General features: G+C 42.4%; 28 protein-coding genes, 1 tRNA gene and 1 other annotated feature (1 of these 30 only partly in view). Of the genes, 16 read left to right on the forward strand and 13 right to left on the reverse strand.

Annotated elements, in window-relative coordinates:
• Window position 1 precedes the first annotated feature (1 nt).
• The gene (locus NQ536_RS03240; RefSeq protein WP_004853700.1) at window positions 2–571 is read left to right on the forward strand and encodes an indolepyruvate oxidoreductase subunit beta; all 570 of its coding nucleotides are present in this window, start codon (window positions 2–4) and stop codon (window positions 569–571) included.
• A 104-nt stretch (window positions 572–675) separates the two neighbouring features.
• A complete protein-coding gene (locus tag NQ536_RS03245) occupies window positions 676–1,809 on the forward strand; it encodes a GGDEF domain-containing protein (RefSeq protein WP_227135359.1) in 1,134 nt (377 codons plus the stop codon).
• 135 nt (window positions 1,810–1,944) lie between these two features.
• Here NQ536_RS03245 and NQ536_RS03250 read toward each other — a convergent pair whose 3' ends face one another.
• The gene (locus NQ536_RS03250) at window positions 1,945–2,685 is read right to left on the reverse strand and encodes an N-acetylmuramoyl-L-alanine amidase family protein (protein ID WP_022058248.1); all 741 of its coding nucleotides are present in this window, start codon (window positions 2,683–2,685) and stop codon (window positions 1,945–1,947) included.
• A gap of 136 nt (window positions 2,686–2,821) precedes the next feature.
• Between NQ536_RS03250 and NQ536_RS03255 the strand changes: the two genes are divergently transcribed.
• On the forward strand, window positions 2,822–3,661 hold the full coding sequence (locus tag NQ536_RS03255) for an amidohydrolase family protein (protein ID WP_004853696.1): 840 nt from the start codon (window positions 2,822–2,824) through the stop codon (window positions 3,659–3,661).
• Window positions 3,662–3,968: 307 nt separating this feature from the next.
• On the opposite strand, the gene NQ536_RS03260 is transcribed toward NQ536_RS03255, so the two are convergent.
• Window positions 3,969–4,041: transfer RNA gene (locus tag NQ536_RS03260), tRNA-Gln, on the reverse strand.
• Between the two features lie 167 nt (window positions 4,042–4,208).
• Between NQ536_RS03260 and NQ536_RS03265 the strand changes: the two genes are divergently transcribed.
• The 4 genes from NQ536_RS03265 (at window position 4,209) to NQ536_RS03280 (ending at window position 7,569) form a co-directional block, all read left to right on the forward strand.
• On the forward strand, window positions 4,209–4,919 hold the full coding sequence (locus NQ536_RS03265) for an acyl-[acyl-carrier-protein] thioesterase (RefSeq protein WP_004853695.1): 711 nt from the start codon (window positions 4,209–4,211) through the stop codon (window positions 4,917–4,919).
• Window positions 4,920–4,965: 46 nt separating this feature from the next.
• Window positions 4,966–6,069: a CvfB family protein gene (locus NQ536_RS03270; RefSeq protein WP_004853692.1), complete on the forward strand. Its 1,104-nt coding sequence runs from the start codon at window positions 4,966–4,968 to the stop codon at window positions 6,067–6,069.
• Window positions 6,070–6,222: 153 nt separating this feature from the next.
• Entirely contained in the window at window positions 6,223–6,603 is a 381-nt protein-coding gene (locus NQ536_RS03275) for a RidA family protein (RefSeq protein ID WP_004853691.1), read from the forward strand.
• A 3-nt stretch (window positions 6,604–6,606) separates the two neighbouring features.
• The gene (locus NQ536_RS03280; protein ID WP_004853690.1) at window positions 6,607–7,569 is read left to right on the forward strand and encodes a CPBP family intramembrane glutamic endopeptidase; all 963 of its coding nucleotides are present in this window, start codon (window positions 6,607–6,609) and stop codon (window positions 7,567–7,569) included.
• Window positions 7,570–7,684: 115 nt separating this feature from the next.
• Here NQ536_RS03280 and NQ536_RS03285 read toward each other — a convergent pair whose 3' ends face one another.
• On the reverse strand, window positions 7,685–7,885 hold the full coding sequence (locus NQ536_RS03285; protein WP_004853689.1) for a DUF378 domain-containing protein: 201 nt from the start codon (window positions 7,883–7,885) through the stop codon (window positions 7,685–7,687).
• A gap of 246 nt (window positions 7,886–8,131) precedes the next feature.
• On the opposite strand from NQ536_RS03285, the gene NQ536_RS03290 reads away from it, so the two are divergent.
• Both NQ536_RS03290 and NQ536_RS03295 read left to right on the forward strand, forming a co-directional pair.
• The gene (locus tag NQ536_RS03290; protein WP_004853687.1) at window positions 8,132–8,437 is read left to right on the forward strand and encodes an ArsR/SmtB family transcription factor; all 306 of its coding nucleotides are present in this window, start codon (window positions 8,132–8,134) and stop codon (window positions 8,435–8,437) included.
• Between the two features lie 16 nt (window positions 8,438–8,453).
• Window positions 8,454–9,080, forward strand: coding sequence for an HAD family hydrolase (locus NQ536_RS03295; protein ID WP_004853686.1), 627 nt, complete (start codon window positions 8,454–8,456; stop codon window positions 9,078–9,080).
• A 142-nt stretch (window positions 9,081–9,222) separates the two neighbouring features.
• On the opposite strand, the gene NQ536_RS03300 is transcribed toward NQ536_RS03295, so the two are convergent.
• Window positions 9,223–10,839, reverse strand: coding sequence for a CTP synthase (locus NQ536_RS03300; RefSeq protein WP_044998382.1), 1,617 nt, complete (start codon window positions 10,837–10,839; stop codon window positions 9,223–9,225).
• A gap of 234 nt (window positions 10,840–11,073) precedes the next feature.
• Between NQ536_RS03300 and NQ536_RS03305 the strand changes: the two genes are divergently transcribed.
• A complete protein-coding gene (locus NQ536_RS03305; protein WP_004853683.1) occupies window positions 11,074–12,885 on the forward strand; it encodes a metallophosphoesterase family protein in 1,812 nt (603 codons plus the stop codon).
• A gap of 16 nt (window positions 12,886–12,901) precedes the next feature.
• Here NQ536_RS03305 and NQ536_RS03310 read toward each other — a convergent pair whose 3' ends face one another.
• The 5 genes from NQ536_RS03310 to NQ536_RS03330 all read right to left on the reverse strand — a co-directional run bounded on the left by NQ536_RS03310 (window position 12,902) and on the right by NQ536_RS03330 (window position 17,279).
• Window positions 12,902–13,849 (reverse strand): DMT family transporter, encoded by a 948-nt coding sequence (locus NQ536_RS03310; protein WP_004853681.1) that lies wholly within the window; start codon window positions 13,847–13,849, stop codon window positions 12,902–12,904.
• A 55-nt stretch (window positions 13,850–13,904) separates the two neighbouring features.
• Entirely contained in the window at window positions 13,905–14,528 is a 624-nt protein-coding gene (locus NQ536_RS03315; protein WP_004853680.1) for a manganese catalase family protein, read from the reverse strand.
• Window positions 14,528–14,791 carry a spore coat protein CotJB gene (locus NQ536_RS03320; protein ID WP_004853678.1) on the reverse strand — a complete coding sequence of 88 codons (264 nt, stop codon included), beginning with the start codon at window positions 14,789–14,791 and terminating at the stop codon, window positions 14,528–14,530. Before NQ536_RS03320 ends, NQ536_RS03315 begins: the two co-directional genes overlap by 1 nt.
• Window positions 14,788–15,069: a spore coat associated protein CotJA gene (locus tag NQ536_RS03325; protein ID WP_022058239.1), complete on the reverse strand. Its 282-nt coding sequence runs from the start codon at window positions 15,067–15,069 to the stop codon at window positions 14,788–14,790. Before NQ536_RS03325 ends, NQ536_RS03320 begins: the two co-directional genes overlap by 4 nt.
• Before the next feature lie 62 nt (window positions 15,070–15,131).
• Window positions 15,132–17,279 (reverse strand): Tex family protein, encoded by a 2,148-nt coding sequence (locus NQ536_RS03330; RefSeq protein WP_004853674.1) that lies wholly within the window; start codon window positions 17,277–17,279, stop codon window positions 15,132–15,134.
• Window positions 17,280–17,475: 196 nt separating this feature from the next.
• On the opposite strand from NQ536_RS03330, the gene NQ536_RS03335 reads away from it, so the two are divergent.
• Window positions 17,476–18,048 carry an HD domain-containing protein gene (locus NQ536_RS03335; RefSeq protein ID WP_259805425.1) on the forward strand — a complete coding sequence of 191 codons (573 nt, stop codon included), beginning with the start codon at window positions 17,476–17,478 and terminating at the stop codon, window positions 18,046–18,048.
• 153 nt (window positions 18,049–18,201) lie between these two features.
• On the opposite strand, the gene NQ536_RS03340 is transcribed toward NQ536_RS03335, so the two are convergent.
• Window positions 18,202–18,810 (reverse strand): histidine phosphatase family protein, encoded by a 609-nt coding sequence (locus NQ536_RS03340; RefSeq protein ID WP_004853670.1) that lies wholly within the window; start codon window positions 18,808–18,810, stop codon window positions 18,202–18,204.
• 36 nt (window positions 18,811–18,846) lie between these two features.
• Complete coding sequence (locus NQ536_RS03345; protein WP_004853669.1) at window positions 18,847–19,521, reverse strand: uracil-DNA glycosylase; 675 nt, start codon at window positions 19,519–19,521, stop codon at window positions 18,847–18,849.
• Window positions 19,522–19,715: 194 nt separating this feature from the next.
• Between NQ536_RS03345 and NQ536_RS03350 the strand changes: the two genes are divergently transcribed.
• Both NQ536_RS03350 and NQ536_RS03355 read left to right on the forward strand, forming a co-directional pair.
• Entirely contained in the window at window positions 19,716–19,865 is a 150-nt protein-coding gene (locus NQ536_RS03350; protein ID WP_004853667.1) for a hypothetical protein, read from the forward strand.
• Between the two features lie 152 nt (window positions 19,866–20,017).
• Window positions 20,018–20,331: a binding site (T-box leader), on the forward strand.
• Window positions 20,332–20,443: 112 nt separating this feature from the next.
• Window positions 20,444–22,105: a 2-isopropylmalate synthase gene (locus NQ536_RS03355; protein WP_004853665.1), complete on the forward strand. Its 1,662-nt coding sequence runs from the start codon at window positions 20,444–20,446 to the stop codon at window positions 22,103–22,105.
• Between the two features lie 124 nt (window positions 22,106–22,229).
• Here the strand turns inward: NQ536_RS03355 and NQ536_RS03360 are convergent, their stop codons facing one another.
• On the reverse strand, window positions 22,230–22,646 hold the full coding sequence (locus NQ536_RS03360; RefSeq protein ID WP_004853663.1) for a CBS domain-containing protein: 417 nt from the start codon (window positions 22,644–22,646) through the stop codon (window positions 22,230–22,232).
• 281 nt (window positions 22,647–22,927) lie between these two features.
• Here NQ536_RS03360 and NQ536_RS03365 point away from each other — a divergent pair, with 281 nt between their 5' ends.
• Entirely contained in the window at window positions 22,928–24,040 is a 1,113-nt protein-coding gene (locus NQ536_RS03365; RefSeq protein ID WP_004853661.1) for a hypothetical protein, read from the forward strand.
• A gap of 39 nt (window positions 24,041–24,079) precedes the next feature.
• Here the strand turns inward: NQ536_RS03365 and yyaC are convergent, their stop codons facing one another.
• Window positions 24,080–24,646, reverse strand: a complete 567-nt coding sequence (gene yyaC, locus NQ536_RS03370; RefSeq protein ID WP_022058235.1) for a spore protease YyaC — start codon at window positions 24,644–24,646, stop codon at window positions 24,080–24,082.
• Window positions 24,647–24,870: 224 nt separating this feature from the next.
• Between yyaC and NQ536_RS03375 the strand changes: the two genes are divergently transcribed.
• The gene (locus NQ536_RS03375) at window positions 24,871–26,127 is read left to right on the forward strand and encodes a LysM peptidoglycan-binding domain-containing protein (RefSeq protein WP_004853658.1); all 1,257 of its coding nucleotides are present in this window, start codon (window positions 24,871–24,873) and stop codon (window positions 26,125–26,127) included.
• A 128-nt stretch (window positions 26,128–26,255) separates the two neighbouring features.
• A protein-coding gene (locus tag NQ536_RS03380) for a DUF5711 family protein (protein ID WP_227909663.1) crosses the window boundary here: on the forward strand, window positions 26,256–26,581 show its start. Its footprint extends 931 nt past the window's final position; the window shows 326 of its 1,257 coding nt (coding positions 1–326); the start codon lies at window positions 26,256–26,258; its stop codon lies beyond the right edge, outside the window.

Consider the following 26,581-nt stretch of genomic DNA (forward strand, 5'->3'; position numbering starts at 1 on the left):
CATGGAGACAAAAAATATTATGATCGTCGGCGTAGGCGGACAGGGAACACTTCTCACAAGCCGTATACTCGGTGGAATCACCACGGCAGCAGGATATGATGTCAAGCTCTCAGAGGTTCACGGAATGAGCCAGAGAGGTGGAAGTGTTGTTACATATGTAAGATATGGCGAGAAGGTCAATGAGCCTATCGTTGAAGAGGGCTGTGCAGATGTGCTTATAGCATTTGAGAGACTTGAGGCGCTCAGATATGCACACTTTCTGAAGAAGGATGGAGTTATCATAGTCAATGACCAGAGAATAGATCCGATAACAGTAGTTACAGGCGTAGCACAGTATCCGGATGGAATCATAGAGAATCTGAGCAAGGAGTATAAGGTAATATCTGTGGATGCCATGGATGAGGCTAAGAAGCTTGGCAACAATAAGGTATTCAACACAGTTATCATAGGTATCGCAGCTCAGCATATGGATTTTTCACATGATGCATGGGTAGAGGTCATCAAGAATACGGTTCCACCTAAGACGGTTGAGAAGAACCTTGAGGCATTTGAGGTTGGATATAATCTGTAAATGATAACAATAAACTAATAAGATGGCGGGGTTTGTTAATTAGTTATTAAAAACCCCGCCATTTTATGTATTAATGATGGAAAAATGAAACCATGTATGGTAAAATGTATACAAATTTACTTGCATGGGGTATCAAGGTTATGAATGATATGTACAAAGAAGATATAGAAGCAAGATGGCAGCTGCTTGTATGGCGGACGGTCATTGCTATATGTGGTGTTACATTTGCGCTTTCATGGATATTGTATGGGGTTCATAGGGTAGAGAAGAATATAGGCAGCGGTCTTTATATGCTGGAATACATATTTATTCCGATGGCCATACAGATCATTACACTGGTGGTGTGTTACTTTATGATCAAAGCGGACAATATATCCAATGAGAAGAAAAATTACGTGGTCATAGGATTGATATTCGTGTCTATAGGAGTTATATCATTCACATATTATTCCGTTTTGCCACTCATCATGTTGCCAATCTTAACCATAGTTGCTACGGCATTGTTTGCGGATCAGTCACTAACCATATGGTCTGGTGTTGTGGTGGCGATACTAACCGTAATTGATATGGTGAGGTATCATTTTGAGTACACTGACAGTGTGGCGGGGCTTAACTGGGTCGGAGTGCTCAGCATATTTCTTTTGTTGATCATTCTTTTGTGCGTGATGGTGGTTATAGTCAACACACATACAAAAGCACTTATGAGTTCTATAATGGGCAGCTACAACAGACAGGTCACTCTCATGAGTGAGCTTATGATAGATCCGATGACGGGACTTTACAACAGACGTTCATTTGAGGACAGTCTGGAGAAGGAGATAGAACGTGCCGAGCAGACAGGAGCCAAGTCGTATGTGACTATATTTGATATAGATCATTTCAAGGAGGTAAATGACACATACGGACATAGCAACGGTGATATAGTCATCAAGGCTCTCTGCAAGATGATGAAAGAGAAATCTAAGGATATGGGGCTTGCGTTCAGATACGGCGGCGAGGAGTTTGTCATACTGTTCCATGATGTGGAACTATCAAAGGTCATGAATATTGTAGAGGACATAAGAACAGAGTTCAGATGTTATTATTTCCATTTTATGAACAAGGATGGAATCACATGTAGCTGTGGTGTGGCAGAGTACATCAAGGGTGAGAGCTCAAAGGCCTGGTTTAACAGAGCTGATTCAGCGCTTTATAAGGCAAAGGAGTCAGGACGTAACAGGACGGTCATAAGCGAGTGATGTATATTCATATGATATTTTAGATACAGAATACAAGATGAGAATATAAGATGTGGAACAAATAAAACCTTGCATCATTTCCCGGAACGGGTGATGCAAGGTTTTATTTGTTTCGTATATTTATGTTTGTTAGAGTTATTCAACATATTCATTGAGCCATTCCACAATCCCGTTGGATATTGCCTTGGCGTAGTTTTCAATATTTTCGTTAAAGTAGTCCAGATCATCCTGACTTGTCATAAATCCCATCTCTATAATCATGCTTGTCATATCCGTGTCACGGATCACCGCGTAATCGTCGTCACTGTCTCCCTGGGTTCCAATCCTCACACCTCGGTTGTCGGTTATGCCAACTTCCTCAAGGTTAGTCAGGATGTCGTCTGCCGCCGCGTAACTGCGTTCCGAACCTGAACTATGTATCCATATCTCTATCCCCTTTGTGGTATTGGCTGTTGCGGTTGAATTGCGGTGTAGGGATACGAATAAGTCCGCTTTCGCCTTGTTTGCTATGACTGATCTTGAAGCGAGCTGTGTATCGCTGTCATCAGATCTTGTCAGAACCACGTTGACACCGCTCTTTTCAAGGGCATCAGCAACCTTCAGGGCAAGCCGGAGATTGTCATCTTTTTCGTAGCTTCCATCGAGTCCAACAGCTCCCACATCGCTTCCGCCGTGGCCGGCATCCACACATACGGTATATGTATCATTTGCTTTTTTCAGGCGCACAGTCTGCTGTCTGGCTTTGCCGGAGTTTGCCTTTGCCAGAAATATTCCAAGCACGAGAACACAAATCAGCAATATAATATTTATTACAACCAGAAATGCCACAAGGGCACGTAGTTGCTTTACTGTCATTTTCTTTTTTCGTTTGCTCATATTTCCTCCAATAAAAATACCATCAATAAACATAAACGAATTTTCGATCTTTTTCAACCCTGTACAACGGATTAGTTGAAATGTTATAATTATCAGAAAATATAAACAAAAATATAAACGAAGGATGTGATTGACAATGATAATCGATTTTCACACACACACATACCCGGATAAAATAGCGGCGAAGACTGTGGAGCTTCTTGCGGGAAGATCCGGAACTGTGCCGCACTCAGACGGAACACTCATGGGTCTTGAGAGTGATATGGAGCACAGACGTGTGGATATATCCGTGGTGCTTCCTGTTGCCACTTCGCCGAAACAGTATAAGCATATAAATGAATCAGCACAGGTGGAGAATGAACAGTTTGCGGACACCCATGTGTGGTCATTTGGCGGTATACACCCGGATAACGACAACTACAAAGAGATACTCAGGGATATAAGTGACAAAGGACTTAAGGGGATAAAGCTTCATCCGGACTATCAGGGGGCGTTCTTCAACGATATAAGATACAAGAGGATAATAAGCTATGCCACGGAGCTAGGACTTATCGTGGTCACTCATGCAGGGCAGGATATAGGCCTTCCTGAAGTGGTGCACTGTACACCGGCAATGACGGAGGAGGTGCTGGATGAGGTTCAGCCGGACAAGCTTGTTCTTGCCCATATGGGTGGGTGGCAGATGTGGCAGGATGTTTTGGACAGGCTGTGTGGCAGGGATGTATATCTGGATACGGCATTTTCATATGGACATATACAGTACAGGGATGGAGCAGTACACAAATGGAAACTTATGGATTCCGATATGTTCAAGGCAATAGTGGAGAAGCATGGCGCTGACCGTGTACTCTTCGGAACCGACAGCCCATGGTCAGATCAGTCCGAGACGATCTCAGATATAGAGGGATTAAAGTTTCCCGAGGATGTGAGAAAAAAGATAATGGGGGAAAACGCGGCTCGTCTGCTTCGTATATAAATACTTTGTAAAACTGGAAAAAACTATTGCAAGTAATTTAAAAATATGTTACATTTTTATTACGGGATTGAATTTTCCACAAATACTATAAGCCGATTCCTATATGAATCATATACTAGTTGAGGACAATAGAGACATGTCGATGCCTTCCGACATGTCTCTATTTTTGTATATATGGATATCAGAAAATGGGGCCATACAGTGTATTGATATGTTACAGATAAATTGAAAATATAATATTTTGAGATATATAAAGTCATTACAATAAAAAAACTTGAAATCATATGATCTCAAGTCTTTTTAAGAGCTGGGCTACAAGGATTCGAACCTTGAAAATGCTGGAGTCAGAGTCCAGTGCCTTACCATTTGGCGATAGCCCATTGCCTCAACAAATAGTAGTATATATTATTGTTCGAAAAATTGCAAGTGTTTTTTTGAAAAAATTTAAAAAAAATTTGTAAGCCTTCAGAATGGCTGTTTTGGCTTGTCGATTAGATAAAAATAGGGTATAAAATTATATAGAAATTGCATCGGGGGTAGAACATAAATGTATTCATATGACGCGATAGTTAGATACAGTGAGACAGGCGGAAGAAAGACATCGAGCATGGCGACCATCGCCAACTATTTTCAGGATTGCGCTATCCTTCAATCGGAGGAGGTCGGAATAGGTCTTGATTACCTTGCAGAACATAACAGAGCATGGTTTTTGATATCATGGCAGATAGAGGTGGATAGATATCCTGAGCTTGGAGAGCAGATAAAGGTCCGCACATGGGCTTATGATTTCAAGGCATCACTCGGATTTAGAAACATAGATGTGATTGATGGTGAAGGAAACAGGATTGTCAAGGCAGCATCGATATGGAGTTATGTTGATACTGAGAGCATGCGTCCGGTCAAGATAGACCAGGAGGTTGCAGAGGCTTATCCGATGGAACCTGCAATAGATATGGAATATGCGCCGCGAAAGATAAAACTTTGGGATGAATATACAAAGGTGGATACACGGCATGTCATGTCGTATCAGATAGATTCCAACAATCATATGAACAACGAGGCTTATATAGCTCTTGCACAGGAATATGTGGAAGATATAACAGATATTACAGCGGTCAGGGCAGAATATAAGATGCAATATGTCAAGGATGACGTTATAGTAGTAAAGAGGGCTCGTGATGGAAAGTATGTACAGATACTTTTGTGTGACGAGGAGGACCGGGTAAAGTGTGTTGTCCAGTTTGAACTCAGGGCATAGAGAAAACACTGGTACGGTCAGATTATAATAAGAGGACGGTATAACGATGATAAGAATAGGTGAATGGAACGATCTGGTTATCAAGAGAGAAAGAGATTTTGGCGTGTACGTCGGAAGCGCTGATGACGACAGGGAAGTACTCCTGCCAAGAAAACAGGTTCCAAACGGCGCGAAGATCGGGGAACATATAAATGTGTTCGTGTACAGAGACTCGGATGACAGAATAATTGCGACGGTTAAGGTTCCATATATAACTATGGGGAAGATGGCAGTGCTCAGGTGCGTTGGAACAACCAAGATAGGCGCGTTCATGGACTGGGGACTTGAGAAGGACATACTTCTTCCATTTAAAGAGCAGTCAGGACCAGTCAGGGAAGGCAGAGAGTATCTGGTGAGAATGTATACGGATAAGTCAGACAGACTGTGCGTATCAATGAAGGTCTATGAATATCTTAGTTGCGAATCTCCATATAAGCAGGGCGACGAGATATCAGGCATAGTGATAGAGTACAAGTCGGAATATGGAGCATTTGTCGCAGTCGACAACAAATATGCGGCACTCGTACCTGGCAAGGAGATTCACAGTGCAATATATCCAGGAGATAAGATCCAGGGAAGGGTTGCGGATGTCCGTGAAGATGGTAAACTCAATCTCACGCTTCAGAAACCAGCAAAGATACAGACTCGTGAGAATGCGGAGATGATAGTTAACATAATAGAATCCTATAACGGCGTGCTGCCATTTAATGATAAAGCCGACACATCAGTCATTGAGAAGGAATTTGGAATAAGCAAGAGATCGTTCAAGATGGCGGTGGGCAAGCTGCTCAGAGACGGTCTGATCCGTATAACTGAGAATAATATCGAGCTACTTACAGAGGAGGAGAGAAAAGAGCTTGCGGCAAAAGGAACGACAAAGGATGACGTTGTAAAGAGGAAAAAAACTCAGAAATCATTTGGACAGACGTATGCAGGAGACATATCAAAGACCAGAAATAAGCCGGAGGGAAGCAGTAGAAAAGAATTTGCAGGGAAAACTGTTCCAAATAGGTCTGGAAAGGTCAAATTCACCCGCAGCAGCGGTGGAAGACGAAACAACTGGCATGCTATGCTGGCAGAGCAGGAGACAGACAGCACGGATGATATTTGAATATGATATAATGAGCATTGCGACTGTTGCGCTTGCGCAAACCGTCATAATGCGAATGCCTACATGGAGCCGGTAGGCGACATGATATTTTAGAATTATATTCAGATATATCATTATAAAAGAATTATAAAATAATAACAGGAGGATGTTGACATGAAGACAATTATAAGTACACCAAAGGCACCGGCAGCAATAGGCCCATATTCACAGGCTGTTCTTGTGAATGGAATGTTATTTACATCAGGTGTTATACCTATCGATCCGGAGACAAATACATTGGTTCAGGGAGATGTTGAGACTCAGGCAAGACAGGCAATCGGCAACCTGAAGAATCTTATTGAGGCATCAGGTTCATCAATGGAAAAGGTAGTAAAGACAACTGTATTTATCAAGGATATGAATGATTTCGGAAAGATAAACGATATATACAAGGAATTCTTTACAAGTGATTTCCCGGCACGTTCATGTGTTGAGGTAGCAAGACTTCCAAAGGATGTTCTGATCGAGATAGAAGCCATAGCAGTGGTAGAGTAAGATATGGAGATTGGAGAAGCAAGAAAGAAAGTAAAGGGTGCGACGTGGTTTTTCGCATCGCTCATAGGGGTGTACCTGATAGTCCTTGCAGTGCTGATGCTGAGCGGACTTGGGGGAAGGATATCAATGATCCAGAACCTGCTTATCAGCCAGGGAATGATATTTATTCCAACTCTGGTATATATAAGCATAACCAGGTGTGATATCAGGGAGACCTTAAGGATAAGAAAGACACACTGGTCGGCGATCTTTATCGTGCCGGTTTTTGTACTTGCACTTGAACCTGCCATGTCGGTCATCAATTCCATAAGTCTCCTGTGGGTGGATAGTGCCACAACGGAGCTGACAGAAGGCCTTGTGGCTAAGTACCCATTCTGGGTATCAACGGCACTTATGGCACTCACACCGTGTATAGTCGAGGAACTCGCATACAGGGGAGTCATTCTGGGCAGCTACAGGTACAGCAGCCGTCTGTGGGCGATTATTGTATCCGGATTATTGTTTGGTGCAATGCACATGAACTTTAACCAGATGGCATATGCTGTGGTTCTGGGAATTATGCTGGGACTTCTGGCGGAGGTAACGGGAAGCATACTGCCGACTATGTTGGCGCATTTTTGCTTTAATGAGATATCTGTCTGTATAGGCTATTTCCTATATCATGACAGCTCATTAAAAAAGGTTGCGGAGTCTGCATCTGAAAATATCGTAACGACAAAGCAACTCATAATAACTATAGTCAGCATGATACCGTTTGCGGTCGGTGGGTTATGCGTAGCATTTGCCCTTCTATATGCCCTTGCGGTCATCAATTGCAGGAAGGATGAAGTCTTGGGAATGTTCCGGAGACAAATGAGATTTGCAGATGATGGTTCAGAGATCCGGAGACCAAGGATAATCTCGATTCCACTTGTGCTCTCACTGGCAGTGTGTATAGGATTTATGGTAGTCAGTGAGATCTTATAGTGAGATTTACGAAATATAGTGTTAATATGTAAGCTTGGACAACATATGATCCAACATCAAAAAATGCCTGCAGATAATATATCTGTGGGCATTTTCTGTATGTTGATGAGTATTATTACTGATCTCTGTCGAGAAACCAGTAGAAAGATATGGTGTACAATCCGGCAACTCCCACCAGTGTATATATGATCCTCGAGAATGCTGTGCCGGAACCAAATATACCGTCCACGATGTTGTAGCTGAACAGACCTATGATGCCCCATACAATGGCGCCGATTATTGTAAGCGTCAGGCATATACAGTTAAGTGTTTTCATTGTAGACCTCCCAAATTTATCTGCGCCATAATAAGACGCATTTATATATTCCTACAATGTAAGTGTGTACTGCAAAAGGAATTTTTATTCTGAAAAATCAGATTAACTGTGAGATACTTGACACTTTTGATTGACTGTAGTACATTTACATTTGAATAATTGTTCAATTGGCACAGATATAACGCTTCGTCTGTTTTATTCAGAAGAAGCGTTTATGTTCATATACGGAAAGGACAAGGTGGAAATATGATAGATTTTGGCGAGTATGAACTTGAAAGCTCAGATCTCTCGGATCTTGCAGAGTTGTTCAAGGTATTTGGAGATTCGACAAGGATATCGATCATGTTCGCATTGCTCAAGCAGGAGCTGAGTGTCGGTGAGATAGCGGACAGGCTAGAAATGAATGCATCAGCGATATCGCATCAGCTCAGGGTACTTAAGCAGGCAAAGCTGATAAAAAGCAGAAGATCAGGTAAGAATATCATATACGAATTGGCAGACGAGCATGTGGTTACGATTATCAAGCAGGGCGTTGATCATATTTTGGAATAAGAGATGAGGTATTTGAATGAAGGTAGAATCACTTATATTTGATATGGATGGAACACTGTGGGACAGTGCTGAGAATGTGGCGAGATCCTGGACTGAGGTGCTTAAGGAGAAGTCTGATGTGGACATGGTGGTGACTGAGTCTGACATAAAGGCGGTTATGGGCATGCCTATGGATGCCATAGCAAGAAAGATGTTCGGTGAATTTCCAGAGGAGAGGCAGATGGAACTTGTGGATGCCTGTGGCGATTATGAGAATGACTATCTTAGGCAGCATGGAGGAAAACTCTATGATGGCGTTGAGGATACATTGGCAAAGTTATCAGAAGCGCACAGGCTTTATATAGTGAGCAACTGTCAGAGTGGGTATATAGAAGCATTCCTTGAGTATTATGGATTTGGCAGATATTTTAAGGATATTCTGTGCTGGGGTGATACAAAGGTATCAAAGGGCGAGAGCATAAAGATACTTATGGATAAGAACGGCATAACTGATGCTGCGTATGTGGGAGATATACAGGGCGATTGTGACAGTGCAAGATATGCAGGCATAAAGTTTATTCATGCCGCATATGGATTTGGTAAGGTCGAGGATAAGGATGCATCTATACAGCGGTTTGAGGGTCTTTTGGATATTGTAGAGTAAGATTTAATGAACCTGGGGATATCACAGACCTAGGTGATATTGTGGCAGCAGCTATATAGTTTAATACTAAAAAAGAACAGACAGTATTATTAACCAATGGTACTACCTGTTCTTTTTTTGCATATATATGAAATGGATAAAATTATTTGTTCATGTGCTCAAGAGAGGCAGCTACAAATCCTTTGAAAAGAGGATGTGGCTTGTTTGGTCTTGACTTGAATTCAGGATGAGCCTGGGTTCCGATGAACCATGGATGATCTGGAATCTCGATCATCTCAACGATGTGTCCGTCAGGTGAGAGACCGACCAGCTCCATTCCATTGTCTGAGAGAGCCTGTCTATAATCGTTGTTGACCTCATATCTGTGCCTGTGGCGTTCGTGGATGTATTCTGTTCCGTACAGCTTGTACGACTTGGAATCCTTTGCAAGTACACAAGGGTAAGAACCCAGTCTGAGAGTTCCGCCGAGGTCTGTTACATCGTGCTGGTTTGGCATGATATGTATGACCTGATGGAATGAGTTTGGGTTGAATTCTGAGCTGTGTGCATCTGAATAGCCAAGTACATTTCTTGCAAATTCAACTATGGTAAGCTGCATTCCGAGGCAGAGGCCAAGGTAAGGAACATTTTGTGTACGAGCGTAATTAATGGAAGTGATCATGCCCTCGATACCTCTGTCGCCGAATCCACCAGGAACGATGATTCCATCCACATCGCCGAGCATCTCGGAAACATTGTCCGGGGTTACGAGTTCGGAATCGATCCATTTGATCTCAACCTCAGCTTTGTTAGCGACTCCAGCATGCTTCAGGGATTCCACAACTGATATGTATGCGTCATGCAGTGAAACGTATTTGCCAACAAGGGCAACCTTCACAGAGGTGGTTGGATGTTTCCATGCATCTATCATATCTGTCCATTCTTTCCATGCATGATCATCTGGTGGGGGACATTCCATGTCAAGACATTCGCAGACAACGTCGGCGAGATGCTCTTTCTCCATTGCAAGAGGGACCTCATATAATACGTCTACATCAAGGTTCTGAATGACATTTCTGCTTGGAACGTTACAGAACAGAGCAATCTTGTCTTTTATTCCTTGATCCAGAGGAAGGTCAGAACGGCATACAAGTATATCCGGCTGGATTCCCATTCCCTGAAGATTTTTGACGCTGGCCTGCGTAGGCTTTGTCTTGATCTCTCCAGAAGCCTTGAGATAAGGAATGAGGGTAACATGTATCATGATGCAGTTGTTAGGACCTACCTCGTGCTGGAACTGTCTGATAGCCTCAAGAAATGGCTGGCTCTCTATGTCACCGACAGTACCACCTATTTCGATGATGGCAACCTCGGTGCCCTTGGCATCGGGATTCCTGTAAAATCTGTCCTTTATCTCATTGGTGATGTGGGGAACAACCTGGACGGTGTGTCCGCCAAAATCACCGTGTCTTTCTTTCTGAAGAATGCTCCAGTAAACCTTACCGGTTGTTACATTTGAATTCTTGTTGAGACTTTCATCAATAAAACGCTCATAGTGTCCGAGATCTAGATCGGTCTCAGCACCATCATCCGTTACAAACACCTCGCCGTGCTGAATGGGATTCATTGTGCCGGGATCAATGTTGATATATGGGTCGAATTTCTGACTGGTCACCTTGTAGCCTCTCATTTTGAGAAGACGACCAAGGGAAGCAGCAGTAATACCCTTACCGAGTCCTGATACAACACCACCAGTAACAAACACATACTTGACTGCCATAATTTTATCCTCCATAAAAACTTAAAAAACTACATTAACATATTATATGCAAGCCATATTCAAAAGTCAATTTAGAAAAACAAGTTAAAACAAAAGAGAACTTGATAAAATAATGCTGGAGCAAATAAAACAAATGTTTTTGAACTTAAATACGTGATAATCTAAGGTAAGTATGTTATCATGAAAAAAACTGAGGTGTTGTGACTGAATAGCCTGTGCTGAAGGTGGAGATCTATGAGAACTGTAAAATTCATACATATATCAGATGTACTCCTGGGAATAGATGTGGATAAGGAAACATCCTGGGGGGACGACAGGAAAAAGGAGATATATGAAACATTTGAAAAGATAATAGAGCGCGCAACAGATATCGGAGTGGATTTTCTGTTTATATCCGGCAATCTGTTTGATCATAAGCCTGATGACGGGGAACTTGAGTGGCTTGACGGTGTGCTTGGGAGCCTTAAAGACACAGTGGTTATATATGCCGCAGGATTTAACGACAATCTTGGTGGCGGGGCGGCGATCATGTCCTACAGGTTCAGATCCTCCGTGTGTGTCATTGGCAGTCCGGCGATGGGCAGCTATTTGTCACTGGGCGGAGGGTACAGGGATGCACAGGCCACGATGGCGATGGATCACCTGCATTTTCCTGAGAAAGACCTAGATGTGTATGGCGTGAGCTATTTTGATGGCAGGATGGATGCGCATGCCATAGATGAAGCAGAGCCGGATGACAGAGCTGTGCACAATGTGCTTGTGGCCTGTGGCGGTGACAGACACAGGATGCCCGTTAATTGGCACAGTCTGCATGACAGGGGTTTTGATTATATAGCTATGGGAGGCCGCCAGAAATATTCGGTAGAGATACCGGGCAAGGTCTATTATCCGGGAAGTCCAGAGGCGGTGTCTATGGAATCCACCGGTCCACATGGGTATATATATGTAGAGATAGGATCCGATGGGACAAAGGCAGAGTTTGTGCCTGTGGCGGCAAGGGAATACAAGCGGATCGATTATCATGTAGATAATTATACAAGGGACGGCGAGCTCGGCGAAGCGATAGAGAGACTTCTTAATATTGAAGGAGTCGAAAATATATACACTATCAATATAGTGAGGGAAGGTGGCTGTGAGAAAAGCTTTGATATTTCAGAAATGTTGTCGGAATACAGAATCCTGGCGGTGAATGGAGAGGAATTTGAGCGGACGGATTACAGCGAATATGTAAAAGCCAACAAAAACACGGAATTTGGGAAACTGCTAGAGAAACTGGACGATTCAGATATTGATAGCAGCAGTGGAGCAAAAATGGCTGTGGATAGGATGATAGATATGTCTATGCTCTATTGTAAAAATAATAAGAAAATGGGAAATGATGTATTTCGTGAAATGAAAAGGCAGGTAATGAGCTTGTTGGAAATAGAATGTCATGCCTATGAAAATCAAAGAGATATTAAGGAATATCTTGAAATTAGAAATGATTATATCATCAGTCCTGATGTTTTAGAACAACTCAACCTAGTATGGGCAAAAGAAAGGGCGATGGAGCTGGAGATTACAACACTTAGAAAACGAGCAGAAGAGTTGCCCCGAAAATACAGAAGAGAATGGATCCTTATGGGAATCAGAGCGACAGTCATACCAATGATGACGATGGGAATTTTGTCAATAATATTGTTGTCTGCCACATTGAAAAGAACAGGAGGTTCGTTTCCTGATGATAGATTGGTGTATATCCTAATATTTATGATGCTAGTCATTTGGGGGTTTTATTGTGCGGGATATGTATTTGCTAAATACAGGGGAATTATAAAAAAAGGCGGCAAAACCAGACTGCATGAAGAACTTGAACATAATCAGATATGCTTAAATGCCCTGTGTGCAGACCGTGATGCAATTCACAAAAAAAGGACAGAGCTGCAGATGCTTGATGGACGCAGAAGGGATATGTATGAAAGCATGAATGACAGGGAGAAAAAACTGGATGTGAAACTACAGAAGCTCCGTCTCGTAAGGTCTGCGTTGGACATGCTACGTGAATAAAAATGATCATTGGGGGTTAAGGCAGTCTTGTCTGCTCCGCCTGTATTATGGCTTTTTCGTTTCTGAATGTCTGAATAGCGACCATTTGAATAGAGCCGAGTATGAGCAGAAAGCCAGCCAGATCCATTCCGGAAAATTTTGTACCGAGAACCAGCCATGTCAGAAGAGCGCTCGTAACAGGTTCAACTGTGACAAACAGACTCGCTTTGACACTGCCAAGTATACTGATTCCTATGCCGTATATAGTAAATGGAATGAGTGAGCCGACAATAGCAACAGCAAGGGAAGCTGTGAGTATCTGTATGTTCATATGGGGGAAGGTAAATGTCCTAGTTACAAGTAACAGGATGATGGAAGCGAATAGAGAAGCCCATCCTATAACGTTGACAAGCCCATACGAATTGTATAATTTCTGCGGATAAAGACAATATATAGTAAAGCAAACGGCTGATATAAGCCCCCAAAAAAGAGCAGGGAATGATATGGCAAGAGAATTAAGTCTGCCGTGTGTTGCAATCAGAAATATCCCGGCAAATGCGCATATTACGGATATGGTCTCGTAATTTTGTGGTTTTTTATGCATGAATATAGCAGTGTAAATCAAAATCATAATGATATATGTAAACTGGATGACTGTGCCTGTGGCTGCATTTGAATGCTCGATTGAGGCAAAGTAGGTGAATTGTACGCCCATCACTCCGGTGAGGGAGAAAAAAATCAGAGATATAACACTTTTAGGCTTTGACCATATGGACAAAGCCTTTTTATCTTTTTTTAGTGCAGAGATAAAGAGTAATACTATACCGGATATAAACTGGCGAATGATAGATAACTGGATTGAATTCACATCGGATGCCTGAAAGATATATTGTCCCAGAACTCCGCTGATTCCCCACATGATTCCGCATGAAAGCACCAGTATGATCCCGAATTTTTGTGAATGAGCAGTTTGTGTATTAGTCATAGCATTACTCCTTCTAGTAAAAGTGCCATTATTTTAGCACTGCTCCGGCATTATTTCAACTGTTCTTCAGACATGGAGCCTTAGTGTCAAATGAAGGATTGAAGGCATAGAAATTCTTGAAATCAAGATTATCCTTCACGGCTTCCAGACACTCACCAAAACGCTGAAAATGAACAATCTCACGTTCTCTAAGGAATTTTATCGGTTCAGCAACATCCGGGTGATCTTTGCAAAGGCGGAGAATATTGTCGTAGGTTGATCGCGCCTTCTGCTCCGCAGCCATATCCTCGAAGAGATCTGTTATAGGATCCCCTTTGCACTGAAATTCACATGCGTTGAATGGAATGCCTCCGGCGGCCTGTGGCCAGATGCCTGTAGTATGATCGATATAGTATTTATCGAAGCCAGATGCCTTTATCTCTTCCATGCTCAGATCTCGGGTGAGCTGGTGTATGATGGACCCGATCATCTCCAAGTGACCGAGTTCCTCGGTGCCGATGTCGGTGAGTGCTGATTTGACCTTGTTGTCAGTCATTGAATATCTCTGCGAGAGATATCTCATGGATGCACTCAACTCGCCGTCGGGACCGCCGTACTGACTGATTATATCCTGAGCAAGTTTTGCGTTTGTCTCCTTTATATTAACAGGAAACTGTAGTCTTTTTTCATAAATCCACATCAGCAGTTACCCTCCCTTTCCCATGGCCATGGGTCGTTAACCCATGTGAAATAATTGTCATCGTTTACCTGATATTTGTTGAGCGGACCATACAGACTGATGTAATCCTTCACAGCCTGCTGCCTCATGCTCTGGTAGTTTTCATAGCTGGATAGTGCGTGTTTGCATGATGGGTGCAGATCAAGGTAGAGGGCGATGTCGTCCATGGCAAAAGATACTTCTGTTATAAAACGCATGAGCTGTTTCTTGTTCATTTTGTTCATGACTGTTTCCCCCTTATGCCGCAGAATATGAGATTGAGATCCTTAAACATGGTGCCTTCCTGAAGACCGCACTTGGCGTCATAGAGATTTTCGAATGGTTGTTCCGGAATATAAGTCATGCCCACAGGACGTCTTCTTGAATCCTCCGGGCATGTTTTTGGTTCATCTTTTGCAGGGCGGCATCCGCCAGCCTGATTGGTGTATTTGACCGTGGTGCCCTGGTTGTTGTAATAGCAGCGTCCCTGGCTGCCACGGCTGCAGTTTCTGTTTGCTTCCACAAAAGCCTCCAGATATAACATTCTCTGTATAGAGTATGCTGTGGGAGAGCTGGTGTGACAGCTTAATTTATTCCTTTCATAGATAACTGTATACGCTTTTTGTTCAGATCAATGCCGATGACTTTGACCTGAACTATATCTCCGACACTCACGACATCGAGAGGGTGCTTGATAAATTTGTTGGACATCTCAGAGATATGTACAAGTCCGTCCTGATGCACTCCGATATCCACAAATGCGCCGAAATCAATAACGTTTCTGACGGTTCCCTTGAGGATCATTCCCTCAGTGAGATCTTTCATCTCCAGCACATCGCCCCTCAAGATAGGTTTAGGCATCTCATCACGTGGATCCCTGGCGGGTTTCTCAAGCTCCTTGATAATGTCTGTGAGAGTTATGATTCCTGTTCCCAGTTCTTCGGCAAGTTTCTTGACATTGCCTGCGGCTTTGGAAAGCTCCTTAAGGTTGCCCTTCGAGATATCATCTGAGCTGTAGCCGAGGTGTTCCAGAAGGGCGGTGGCTAAATCGTAGCTTTCCGGATGGACAGATGTCGCATCAAGCGGATTTTTTCCATCACTGATTCTCATGAATCCTGCGCACTGTTCAAATGCCTTAGGACCGAGTTTCGCAACCTTGAGAAGTTCTTTTCTTGTGGTGAAACGACCATTTGTTTCTCTGTAATCCACGATATTCTTTGCAAGAGTCTTGTTGATTCCTGAAATGTGTTCCATGAGTGGCGCTGAAGCTGTGTTGAGGTCGACACCGACCTTGTTTACAGAATCTTCAACAACGGCATCAAGAGCCTCAGCAAGTTTTTTCTGATTCATGTCATGCTGATACTGTCCGACGCCTATAGCCTTCGGGTCTATTTTTACAAGCTCTGCGAGAGGATCCTGAACTCGTCTGGCGATGGAGGCGGCACTTCTCTGCCCTACATCAAAATTAGGAAACTCCTCGGTTGCGAGCTTACTTGCGGAGTATACCGATGCTCCTGCTTCATTGGTTATCACGTACTGGACAGGCGTGTCCAGCTCGCTGATAAGCTCCGCAATCACCATCTCAGACTCTCTGGATGCTGTTCCGTTTCCAACGGATATCAGAGAGATGCCGTACTTTTTGATGAGAGCTTTCACAGTCTTTTTTGCCTCGGCGACCTTGTTCTGCGGAGCGGTAGGAAATATGACTACAGTGTCAAGAACCTTGCCGGTTGGATCCACCACTGCAAGCTTACATCCGGTTCTGAATGCCGGATCCCATCCAAGTACAGTTTTACCTGCGATAGGAGGCTGCATGAGCAGCTGCTGGAGATTGGATGCGAATACCTTTATGGCACCATCCTCGGCGCTTTCGGTGAGGGAGTTTCGAATCTCTCGCTCTATGGCAGGTGCGATAAGTCTGGAGTAGCTGTCGTCTATGACATTATCCAGAATCTCTGATGTGTCAGAGTTATCCCTCGCGATGATCTTCTTTCTAAGGTAAGAGATTATCTCGTCCACAGGAGCCTCAATCTTCACGGTTATGAATTTTTCTTTCTCGCCTCTGTTTATTGCAAGTGTGCGATATCCGGTCATCTTGGATATCGGGGCAGAGAAATTGTAATACATTTCATATACAGATTCAGCATCAGGATCCTTGGCGGTCGTGTTGATAAACCCTTTTTTAGTCGTGAGGTCACGGATCTTCGTTCTGTAATCTGCTGTATCAGATATGTTTTCGGCGATGATGTCCATGGCTCCGGAGATGGCGTCGTCCACAGTCTCCACGCCCTTTTCAGTTGACACATATTTTTCAGCCTCTGTCCTTATCGGGGTGGAAGTCATCTGAAGTGATATTATATTTGCAAGTCCCTCAAGTCCCTTGTCCTTTGCTACTGTGGCTCTGGTCTTTCTCTTAGGTCTGTAAGGTCTGTACAGGTCGTCCACCAACACCATGGTTTCGGCTGCTTCTATCTCAGCGCGCAGCTCTGGAGTAAGTTTTCCCTGCTCCTCAATGCTTGCGATAACCTGGGCTTTTTTATCCTCGAGATTTCTCAGGTATGTAAGGCGCTCGTGAAGTGTCCTGAGCTGTTCGTCATTGAGCGCGCCAGTTGCCTCTTTTCTGTATCGGGCGATGAAAGGAATGGTGTTGCCTTCGTCTATGAGTTTTACAGCCGCCTCAGTCTGTGAGGTGCGGCATCCGATCTCCTCGGAGATTTTTTTGATTATATCCATGTATAAACTCCTTTGTACAAATGTCTAGTGCCAAATTATAAATATATCATCATAAAGTAAAATATGATAGCGGCACATCTGTAAAGTATATAAAAAATACGTGGATTATTCAAGACCGCTATGTTATACTCTGCTTAGTTGAGAACCACGTAAAAGGGATAAGATAAGGTTGGGAAAGCTGGATATGACAGATAAGATGGATACAAAACCAGACTTAATTCAGAAAGCCAAGGATATGGCAAAGAGCTACCATGAAGGACAGACACGCCGGGGAAGCGCCGGCTTTGTTCCTTATTATGATGAGCATATTCTTGGTGTATATAATATATTGAAAGATGAGTGTCAGATAGATGACGAGGAGGTGCTTGTGACGGCACTTCTCCATGACACGGTGGAGGACACGTCCTGCACGCTTGAAGATATAGAGAGAGCCTTTGGACCGGAGATAAAAGAACAGGTAAGGCTTCTCACCAGAATAGATGGAGAACCGTTTTCTGTTTATGCCAGACGCCTGTTTGCAAATGGCACAGACAAGACTATACTTGTAAAACTGGCGGACAGACTGCACAACCTCAGAACCATATCATATATGCCTGATATACAGTGGATACAGAAGAAGGTAAAGCAGTCTTACACAGATATACTGAATCCTTTGCATGAGACCATGAAGGGGATTGACGGACCATACAATGACAAGATCAACAAACTTGCTGATATGATAGAAGATCAGATACTTACGGTACAGAGAAAATTAAAGTTGAAAATATAAGAGATAAGATAAAATATAAAAGATCCTGCAGCTATATAGTCGGTATCGTTGATCGGCGGTTTGAAACACATAGCGGCAGGATTTTTTCTTTTGTTAAAAAATATGTGTAATAGCAATAAAGAACGCAGCTCAGGTATAGTATCAATATAGAAATTAATAAAATATTTTGGTCTCATCGATTATCCTGTATATGCCATCGGAGTAATCCATTATTATGACGTTGCAGTTTTGTTGGAGTCCACCGGACCAAAAATCCTTGAGATCGTGTTTTTTGACGTGCATCATCATAGCTTTGTTGATGGCACCGTGGGCTACTATCATGACTCTCGTGTCAGTTTTGGCAAGAGGCTCGATATATTCAGTCATGAATTTGGAGGCTCTGTCACACAGCTCCTGGAATGACTCACCACATCCTATAGGATGGTAGAGTTCAGGATGTTTGAAAAAATACTGAAAATCCTGACTTGGATCCTTTAATAGTTCAGACATGTTCTGTCCCTCCCAGTCACCGAAACACATTTCCTTGATGAGGTCGTTGGTTACTATAGGTATGTTTCTGTCTCCAACTATAAGGCAGGCTGTTTCGTGTGCTCTCTTCAGAGGGCTTGAGAACACTATGTCAAAATGAGTGTTCCTGAGATTCTTTCCGGTTATTATTGCCAGTTTTCGTCCGTTTTCGTTTAGTTCAATATCGGTTCTTCCCTGAAGTAGTTTCTTCTCATTCCATATGGTTTCACCGTGTCGTACTATATATATTTCCATTTTGTAATCTCCGTTATTATGTTTGGTATAAAATGCTTAAATGTCTTCAATCTGCCAGTCTATAGGTTCAACGCCGTGTGCGGTGAGAAAATCGTTTGTCTTGCTGAATGGACGACTGCCCCAGAATCCTCTGTATACAGAGAGTGGACTTGGGTGGGCTGACTTCAGTATCAGATGATGTGGATTATTCAAAAATGCTGCTTTTTTCTGTGCATAAGCCCCCCATAGAATAAATACGATAGGTTTGTCCTGCTTGTTGAGTATACGGATTGCGGCATCTGTGAATTTCTCCCAGCCTCTTCCTTGATGGGAGCCGGCTCTGTGTGCCTGAACAGTCAGCACGGCATTGAGCATGAGGACTCCTTGATCTGCCCATTTCTCAAGATATCCGTTGTTGGGTATTTTACAGCCGAGGTCATCGTGGAGCTCCTGGTATATGTTAACAAGTGAAGGTGGGATTGCAACTCCTGGTTTCACGCTGAAACTGAGTCCGTGTGCCTGCCCTGGTTCATGATATGGATCCTGGCCTATGATAACGCACTTGACCTTTGACAATGGTGTGTTGTGGAATGCGTTGAAAATATCATCAGCGGGTGGATATACGGTCTGCGTTGCGTACGCCTGACCGACAAAATTAAAAAGGTCTCTGTAGTATTCTTTGCTGTATTCGGGCTTTAAGTATTCGGCCCAGTCATTTGTTATAGCGGGCATATATATTATCTCCTTTTTGAATCAAATTCATTTGTATATCTGTACTTGAAATATTTTATCACAGCGCGGAAATAATGTAAAACAATCGGTGGACTTTTGAGGTTTTGAGTTGTAAGAAAAAAGCTGACATGTTATAATTATATAGTGTTGTGGTATCCGATAAATATCAGTTAAGTTGAAAGGAGCATATATGTATGGAGAAAGCATATAATACTATGAAACATGTAGGAGCACTCAATATTGCACTTGGAGTTATAACTATAGTTACAGGTCTTGTGGTTGGCATACTTATGCTTACAGCAGGTGGAAGATCTCTCAAGAACAAGAGATTTATAGTTTGGTAAGGCTGAAATATAAGTTAAAAATATAATATGAGATGTACACCGTAAAGTGTACTTCAGAAATGTGTTATAACGCATTAAAACAAATGCATTAAAACCATTAAAACATAGAAAAAGGTTGACATCTGACTTTGTGATGTGTTAGAGTCAACCTAGAAAATGCAATGAAGAGGAGTAGTAGAATCCTGGAGATGTTCAGAGAACTGCCGGTTGGTGTGAGACAGTGATTGAGAGGATTTGAACTCGCCTTGGAGCAGCCCGCTAAAAGATACGACGTTACACAGTAGCGTTGAGCGTATCGAGTAGGATGGGACGGAGGCTGGCCGTTATAGCAGAAGGATATAAGATATGTAAAAGATATGTATTTGAGTTGTATAAGATCTGCATGTCTGTATCTGTAACGAGAGCATATTTTGTAATTATTATGAAGTATGAAATAGAGTGGTACCGCGTAACTTACGTCTCTATAGTATGGGAGATGTGAGTTTTTTTTATGGTTTAAGTTGACTGTCGATATCAGATAGCGTTACAGAATCCTAAAAATATTTATTTCAACATTTTAGAATTAGGAGGATTTATCAATGAAGAATTATCAAAATTACAAGCGCGGATATTTTATGCCGCCGGTGGAGTGCACAGACTGGGTAAAGAAAGAGTATATAGACAAAGCTCCTGCATGGTGCAGCGTTGATCTCAGAGATGGCAATCAGGCGCTTATAGTTCCAATGAGTCTTGACGAAAAGCTTGAGTTTTTCCAGGAGCTTGTGAGAATAGGTTTCAAGGAGATTGAGATCGGTTTTCCGGCAGCATCAGAGACAGAGTATGAATTCTGCAGAACACTTATAGAAAAAAATCTCATACCTGATGATGTTACTATTCAGGTACTTACACAGGCAAGACCTCATATTATCGAGAAGACATTTAAGGCTATAGAGGGATGCAGTAATGTTATCGTACATCTTTACAACTCAACATCATTTGCACAGAGACAGCAGGTGTTCAGAAAGTCAAAGGAAGAGATACTGAAGATCGCTGTTGATGGTGCAGAGCTTCTCAACAAGATGGCAGAAGAATATGGCGTGCCATATCAGTTCGAGTATTCACCGGAGAGCTTTACAGGAACAGAGATGGATTATGCGCTTGAGGTGTGCAATGCAGTTATAGATGTGTGGAAGCCTACTGCTGACAGAAAGGTTATAATCAATCTTCCTGCGACCGTAGAGATGTCACTGCCGCATGTCTATGCAAGCCAGATAGAGTACATGAGCAAGAACCTCCACGACAGAGAGAATGTGGTATTATCACTTCATCCTCACAATGACAGAGGCTGCGGAGTTGCCGACGCAGAGCTTGGTATACTTGCCGGAGCAGATAGAATAGAAGGAACACTGTTTGGCAATGGTGAGAGAACGGGAAATGTAGATATAATCACACTGTGTATGAACATGTTCACTCACGGAGTTGATCCTGAACTTGACTTTAGCGATATTCCAAAGCTTACAGAACTCTATGAGAGAGTTACAGGAATGAAGGTATATGACCGTTCCCCATACACAGGAAAGCTTGTATTCGCTGCATTCTCAGGCTCACATCAGGATGCCATAGCAAAGGGTATGAAGTTCAGAAAAGAGCAGGGCAATGGAATGTGGACCTGTCCATATCTGCCGCTTAATCCAGAGGATATCGGAAGAAAATATGATGGAGATGTTATAAGAATAAACAGCCAGTCTGGAAAGGGTGGAATCGGATTTATACTTCAGACAAAGTATGGATTTGACCTGCCTGCCAAGTTCAGGGAGGACCTTGGATATACTGTTAAGGATGTATCAGATAAGGAACACAAGGAGCTCAGCCCTAAGGAAGTTCTTGATATATTCCAGAATACATATGTAAATGTTGATGGACCTATAAAGATGCTTGAGAACCATTTTGTTCAGGGAGATGGAATATCAACGGAGATCACTATTCTCAAGAATGGTGAAAAGAAGGTGTATCATGGCAAGGGAAATGGACGTCTTGATGCAGTCAGCAACGCCATTAAAAAGCATTTTGATATACAGTTTAAGGTCGTATGCTATGAGGAGCATTCTCTTCAGACTGGATCCAACTCACAGGCTGTGGCTTATGTCGGAATTGAGATTGAAAACGGCAGTGTTGTATGGGGGGCAGGAATAAAGGATGATATCATCGATGCCTCTGTACATGCACTTGTAAGCGCAGTGAATAGAACAGGTAAATTATAAAACCAGATCGTATATGCGATAATATAATAATAAAACCGGAAGACCTTGTATGTAAAGGCTTCCGGTTTTGCTGTTGTATAACGGCTATTTCGTGAGCTGTGTCTAGATCTGTGATCAAAAATGATCAATCTGACTGCATGGTTTTCAGTTTTTTATAACAGTAGCCTATGATATCCTTACGTGTCACGATGCCAATAAATTTATTCTGATCGTCTACGACCGGGACAAAGTTCTGAGCCATTGCGCGGGCTATCAGATCTTCCATGTTTGAGTTGATCGATACGGAGGCGTACTCGAATTTCTTTGGGATGTCACTCAGAAAGATCGTCTCGGCGGTCTTGAGTGCACTCATTGAATTCTTTTTGCAATACCAGAGAATATCGCCCTCTGTTATAGTTCCAACGTACTCGCCATTGTTTGACAATATAGGGATGGCAGAGTAGCGGTGTATCTCCATTTTTTCAAGTATCTGTCTGAGGGAAAAACTATCCTCAATATATGCAACCTCACTTTTGGGTGTCAGAAAAAATAAAATATTCATGTTAATTCTCCTTGATGCAAATAATAAGCTTGAGTAACAAACTGACTACATTTAATTATAGGCGATAATCCGTTGAAGTTCAATTGAATAAAGTGTGAAAAAGAGGCATTGCATGAAAAAAGGGCATTTTACGTTCGACAAATGGAAAATATGTTGTTTTCAGAATACACAGATACAACATTGTAATATGTCTGAATTTGCAAAAAGCTGTTGTTAAATGTCTAGCTATTTGATATTATTAAAATGTATATACAATTTGGAAGCGATATAAGGAGGTTTGTATGGGAACAGAAAATGTTTTCCAGGAAAATCAGGAATATCTTATAAAGGCAAGAGAGCTGGTGACAGCTATAGATGATATGGAGGATGAACTTGACCAGGCAAAGGCGCTTCAGAAGCGTACTTCCAGGAGTTTATCCCAGGAAGAGAAAGGTCTGGCGGACGAGGTTGGTTCAACACTCAAAAATAGAAAAATAGAGATAGAAGATGGATATGATGCAAGACTTGCGGAGAACGGTGCAAATATAAGAAAGCTTCAATCCAAGAAAGACAAAAAGAAGACTGAACGCATGGGAAACAGGATAGAGAGCGAGACAGCCGCGCTCAATGAGGACAACAGGCAGTTGCGACTTGAGGCAAAGGAATTGTTCAAACAGAATCATGTATCAGCGTTCTGTAATAGTGGATTCTTTTACTGCATGTTTGCACCGAGCGGCGCAGGGGAGATCATACGGCTTATTTTGCTTATAATACTGTTTTGTCTTGGTATCCCGGCGTTGGTTTCTGTGACACTTTCGTATACAGTGTTTGCGGATGGAGTGGATAAGCTTGTATATGTGGTTATAGGACTTTCTATTATAATATTTGAATTCATTGTCTATTTCATTGTGTTCAATATGGCGAAGGTGAGAAACTTGGATGTTGTACGCGAGGGACGACAGATACGAAATAAGGTGAGAGCAAATGACAGACAGATCAGAGCCATAAGAAACTCTATAACAAGAGACAAGGATGAGAGTGTTTACAATCTCGAAAAGTATGATGATAGACTCAAGGAACTTGAAGAAGAGAGAGAAGATATCAGCAACCGCAAGATAGAAGCCATAAAGGTGTTTGAGAATGAAACGAAGCAGGTGATTGTGGCAGAGATAACAAGCCGCAGACAGCCAAAGATAGACTCCCTAAAGGAGGAATTGAAGTCTCTTGAGGAGAAGATCAATGCAATGGAGAGCAAGCTGGCTGATATGCGGAGTCATCTCACTGATAGCTATGTCACATTTCTTGGAAAAGATCTTTGTACAGAAGAAAAACTTACAGATCTTATATCCATTATGGAAGAAGGTACAGCAAGTACGGTGTCGGGGGCTATAGAAGTATACAAGGGAGAGGATTGATACAACCGTATATAATTTAAGTTTATGGTTTATCAGATCCTATGTGGAAGCTTCGGTCCGCATGATGACGTCGGCGATGTAATGCGCCATGTTGTTTACAGTATACAATCTTGTACTCTGCAGAAGACTGAGTCCTGGTTTTCCAGACAGATTAACGATCCCGGTAATAGACAAGTCGCCTATTGCCGGGAGTTTTTTATTTACACCTATACCGGGAAGAAGCGGAGCTTTGGTGAGAGTTACCATCCCCACATCTGTTCTGTGCCCGAGCGACGCGTCCACGGCGATCACAACCGGGTATTGGTGCTCTGTATATATCTTCTTTATCGTATCGTTTAGGTTGAGAGCGTGGACTGGGTGCTGCAATGTGCCATATACTCTGTAGGCACACTGGGAATTGGAAAGCAAGCTGCCTACGAGCGGGCCAAGAGCATCGCCTGTTGCCCGGTCTGTTCCTATGCATAGAACAACTGTGCTCCTATCTCCACTGCGCAGGGACTTTAATATTTTGCACATTCTGGCGGACATATCGTCCGCGGATGAAGTGATTGTGGGATTGTAATATTCAGTTCGCCTGAGCATTCTTCTGCGATCGGTTATATTCATATGGTAGACCTGCCTTGATTCTATAATATTAGATTATTTCCAAACAATGTAAAGTTTACACATCTTTGGCTTAATAACTGAGAAATTGATGTGATGATAAAAGTCATATAAAAAAGAAAAAGTCAATAAAATAAAAGCCTCCGGTGACAGAATTTCCTAAAAAAAAGATAGGATGGATGCTATCATACAGACTACTAAAATAAAATTCGGGAGGTAAGTTATGTATGATAGAGATAGTATATGATGAGGAGAGAGAAAAAAACAGTGACACAGGGAGAAAGAAATATGAACTCCCAAAGAATATCAGACAGGTGGGAAATGCTCCAGGAAATTACAAGATATATATAGAAGATTATGTGATGACGTATCTGAGAAAACTTGCTGCCCCGGGAAATATGATGTGCAGAGGGGCGATACTGCTTGGAAGGATATACCGTCAAGATGGCGAAAAAGTTATGTTTATAAGTGGTGCGGTGGATGCGCAGAATCTCGAATTTGATATCTCGATGATAAGCTTTGATGACAGCGTGTGGAGCAGCTTGTATTCAGAGATAAACAAATATTTTGATGATCTGGTTATAGTCGGCTGGTTTTTATCCAGAATGGGATTTTCGACAAATATAAATGAGCAGATGAAAAAGCTGCACAGGGATAATTTCCCAGGGGATGATAAGATATTGTTTCTCATGGATTCCCTCGAGTGCGATGAGGCGTTTTATTATTATGAAAATGGCAGTCTTGTGAGAGAAAAGGGATATTACATATACTATGTTCGAAATGAGAAAATGCAGAACTATATAATAAGCAGAAAAAATGATGCGACGGAGTCGAAGAGGGATGCAGTCGCTATAAAGGATAAGACCGTGGTGGAGACATTCCGTGAGAAGGAGCGCAGTAGAACGAAGGACCACCGGAAGGGAAGAGGCGGATTTGTACGTACTGCTGCGGGCATCGGAGTCGTGTGTGCTGTGTCTCTGGGGGCTCTATGGTGTGTGTCACCGTCCACATTTGATAGGCTGGGGGATGTGGTGATGCGAAAAAATGGAGGGGAAGTTCAGGTGTTCATGAACAATGCTGACGTCAGAAGTGCAGACGAACCGTCAGGTGTTATAAATAAGGGAAGCTCCAAGCGAAATGTGAATATGCAGCAGATAGATTCACAGGAGGGAGATGCACAGACAGAGCAAACTCAGTCAGCAGACCAGACATCCCAGGATAGAGCGCAGCCTGACTCAGGAAGTATCACAGAAAATATCACAGAAAATATCACAGAAAATATCACAGAAAATACAGCCGATGTTATAGCAGCGGACTCTGGTCAGAATATATATATCGTGGAGGCCGGGGATACCCTGGTAAGTATTGCGATAAAGATGTATGGTGATCAGACTAAGGCCGATTATATAGCCACTGTGAATGAACTGGATATAGACACCCCCATATACGAGGGGCAGAAAATAGTTATTCCATATATAGAGTAAAAATGCTATAATTAGCGTGTTTTTTATGAAGAATACTCATTATGCTGAGAGGAAATCTGAGCGTAATGGGAGAATTTTTATTGGTGAGAGATTTTACTAACGGATTATAATTTCAGAGGATGAGTGTAATGAGTTTATTTAATAAGAACAGAAAAAAAGAGAATTATAAACACGAAGAAAAAGATGAATCAGTAAAGGCTCTTTATGATGAGTGTGCAGATGATTCGGTGGATAATGTAATAGAAGTAAAGCGCACTATGGGCAAAAGAGGGCGTGTCATAGTGGCAGTGGCTGTTGCGGTGATTGCCGTCGGACTGAGCATATCGTATATGAGGTATAGTGCTGTAAAGACGTATGACGGGTTTGATGTTGTCAAATCGGTTGAGACATCCGGAGACAATATAGCGGATTATTTTGTGTTTGCAGGAAATGTCCTCAAGGTTACAAAGGATGG

The sequence above is a fragment of the Coprococcus eutactus genome (assembly GCF_025149915.1).
Lineage (GTDB): Bacteria > Bacillota > Clostridia > Lachnospirales > Lachnospiraceae > Coprococcus > Coprococcus eutactus.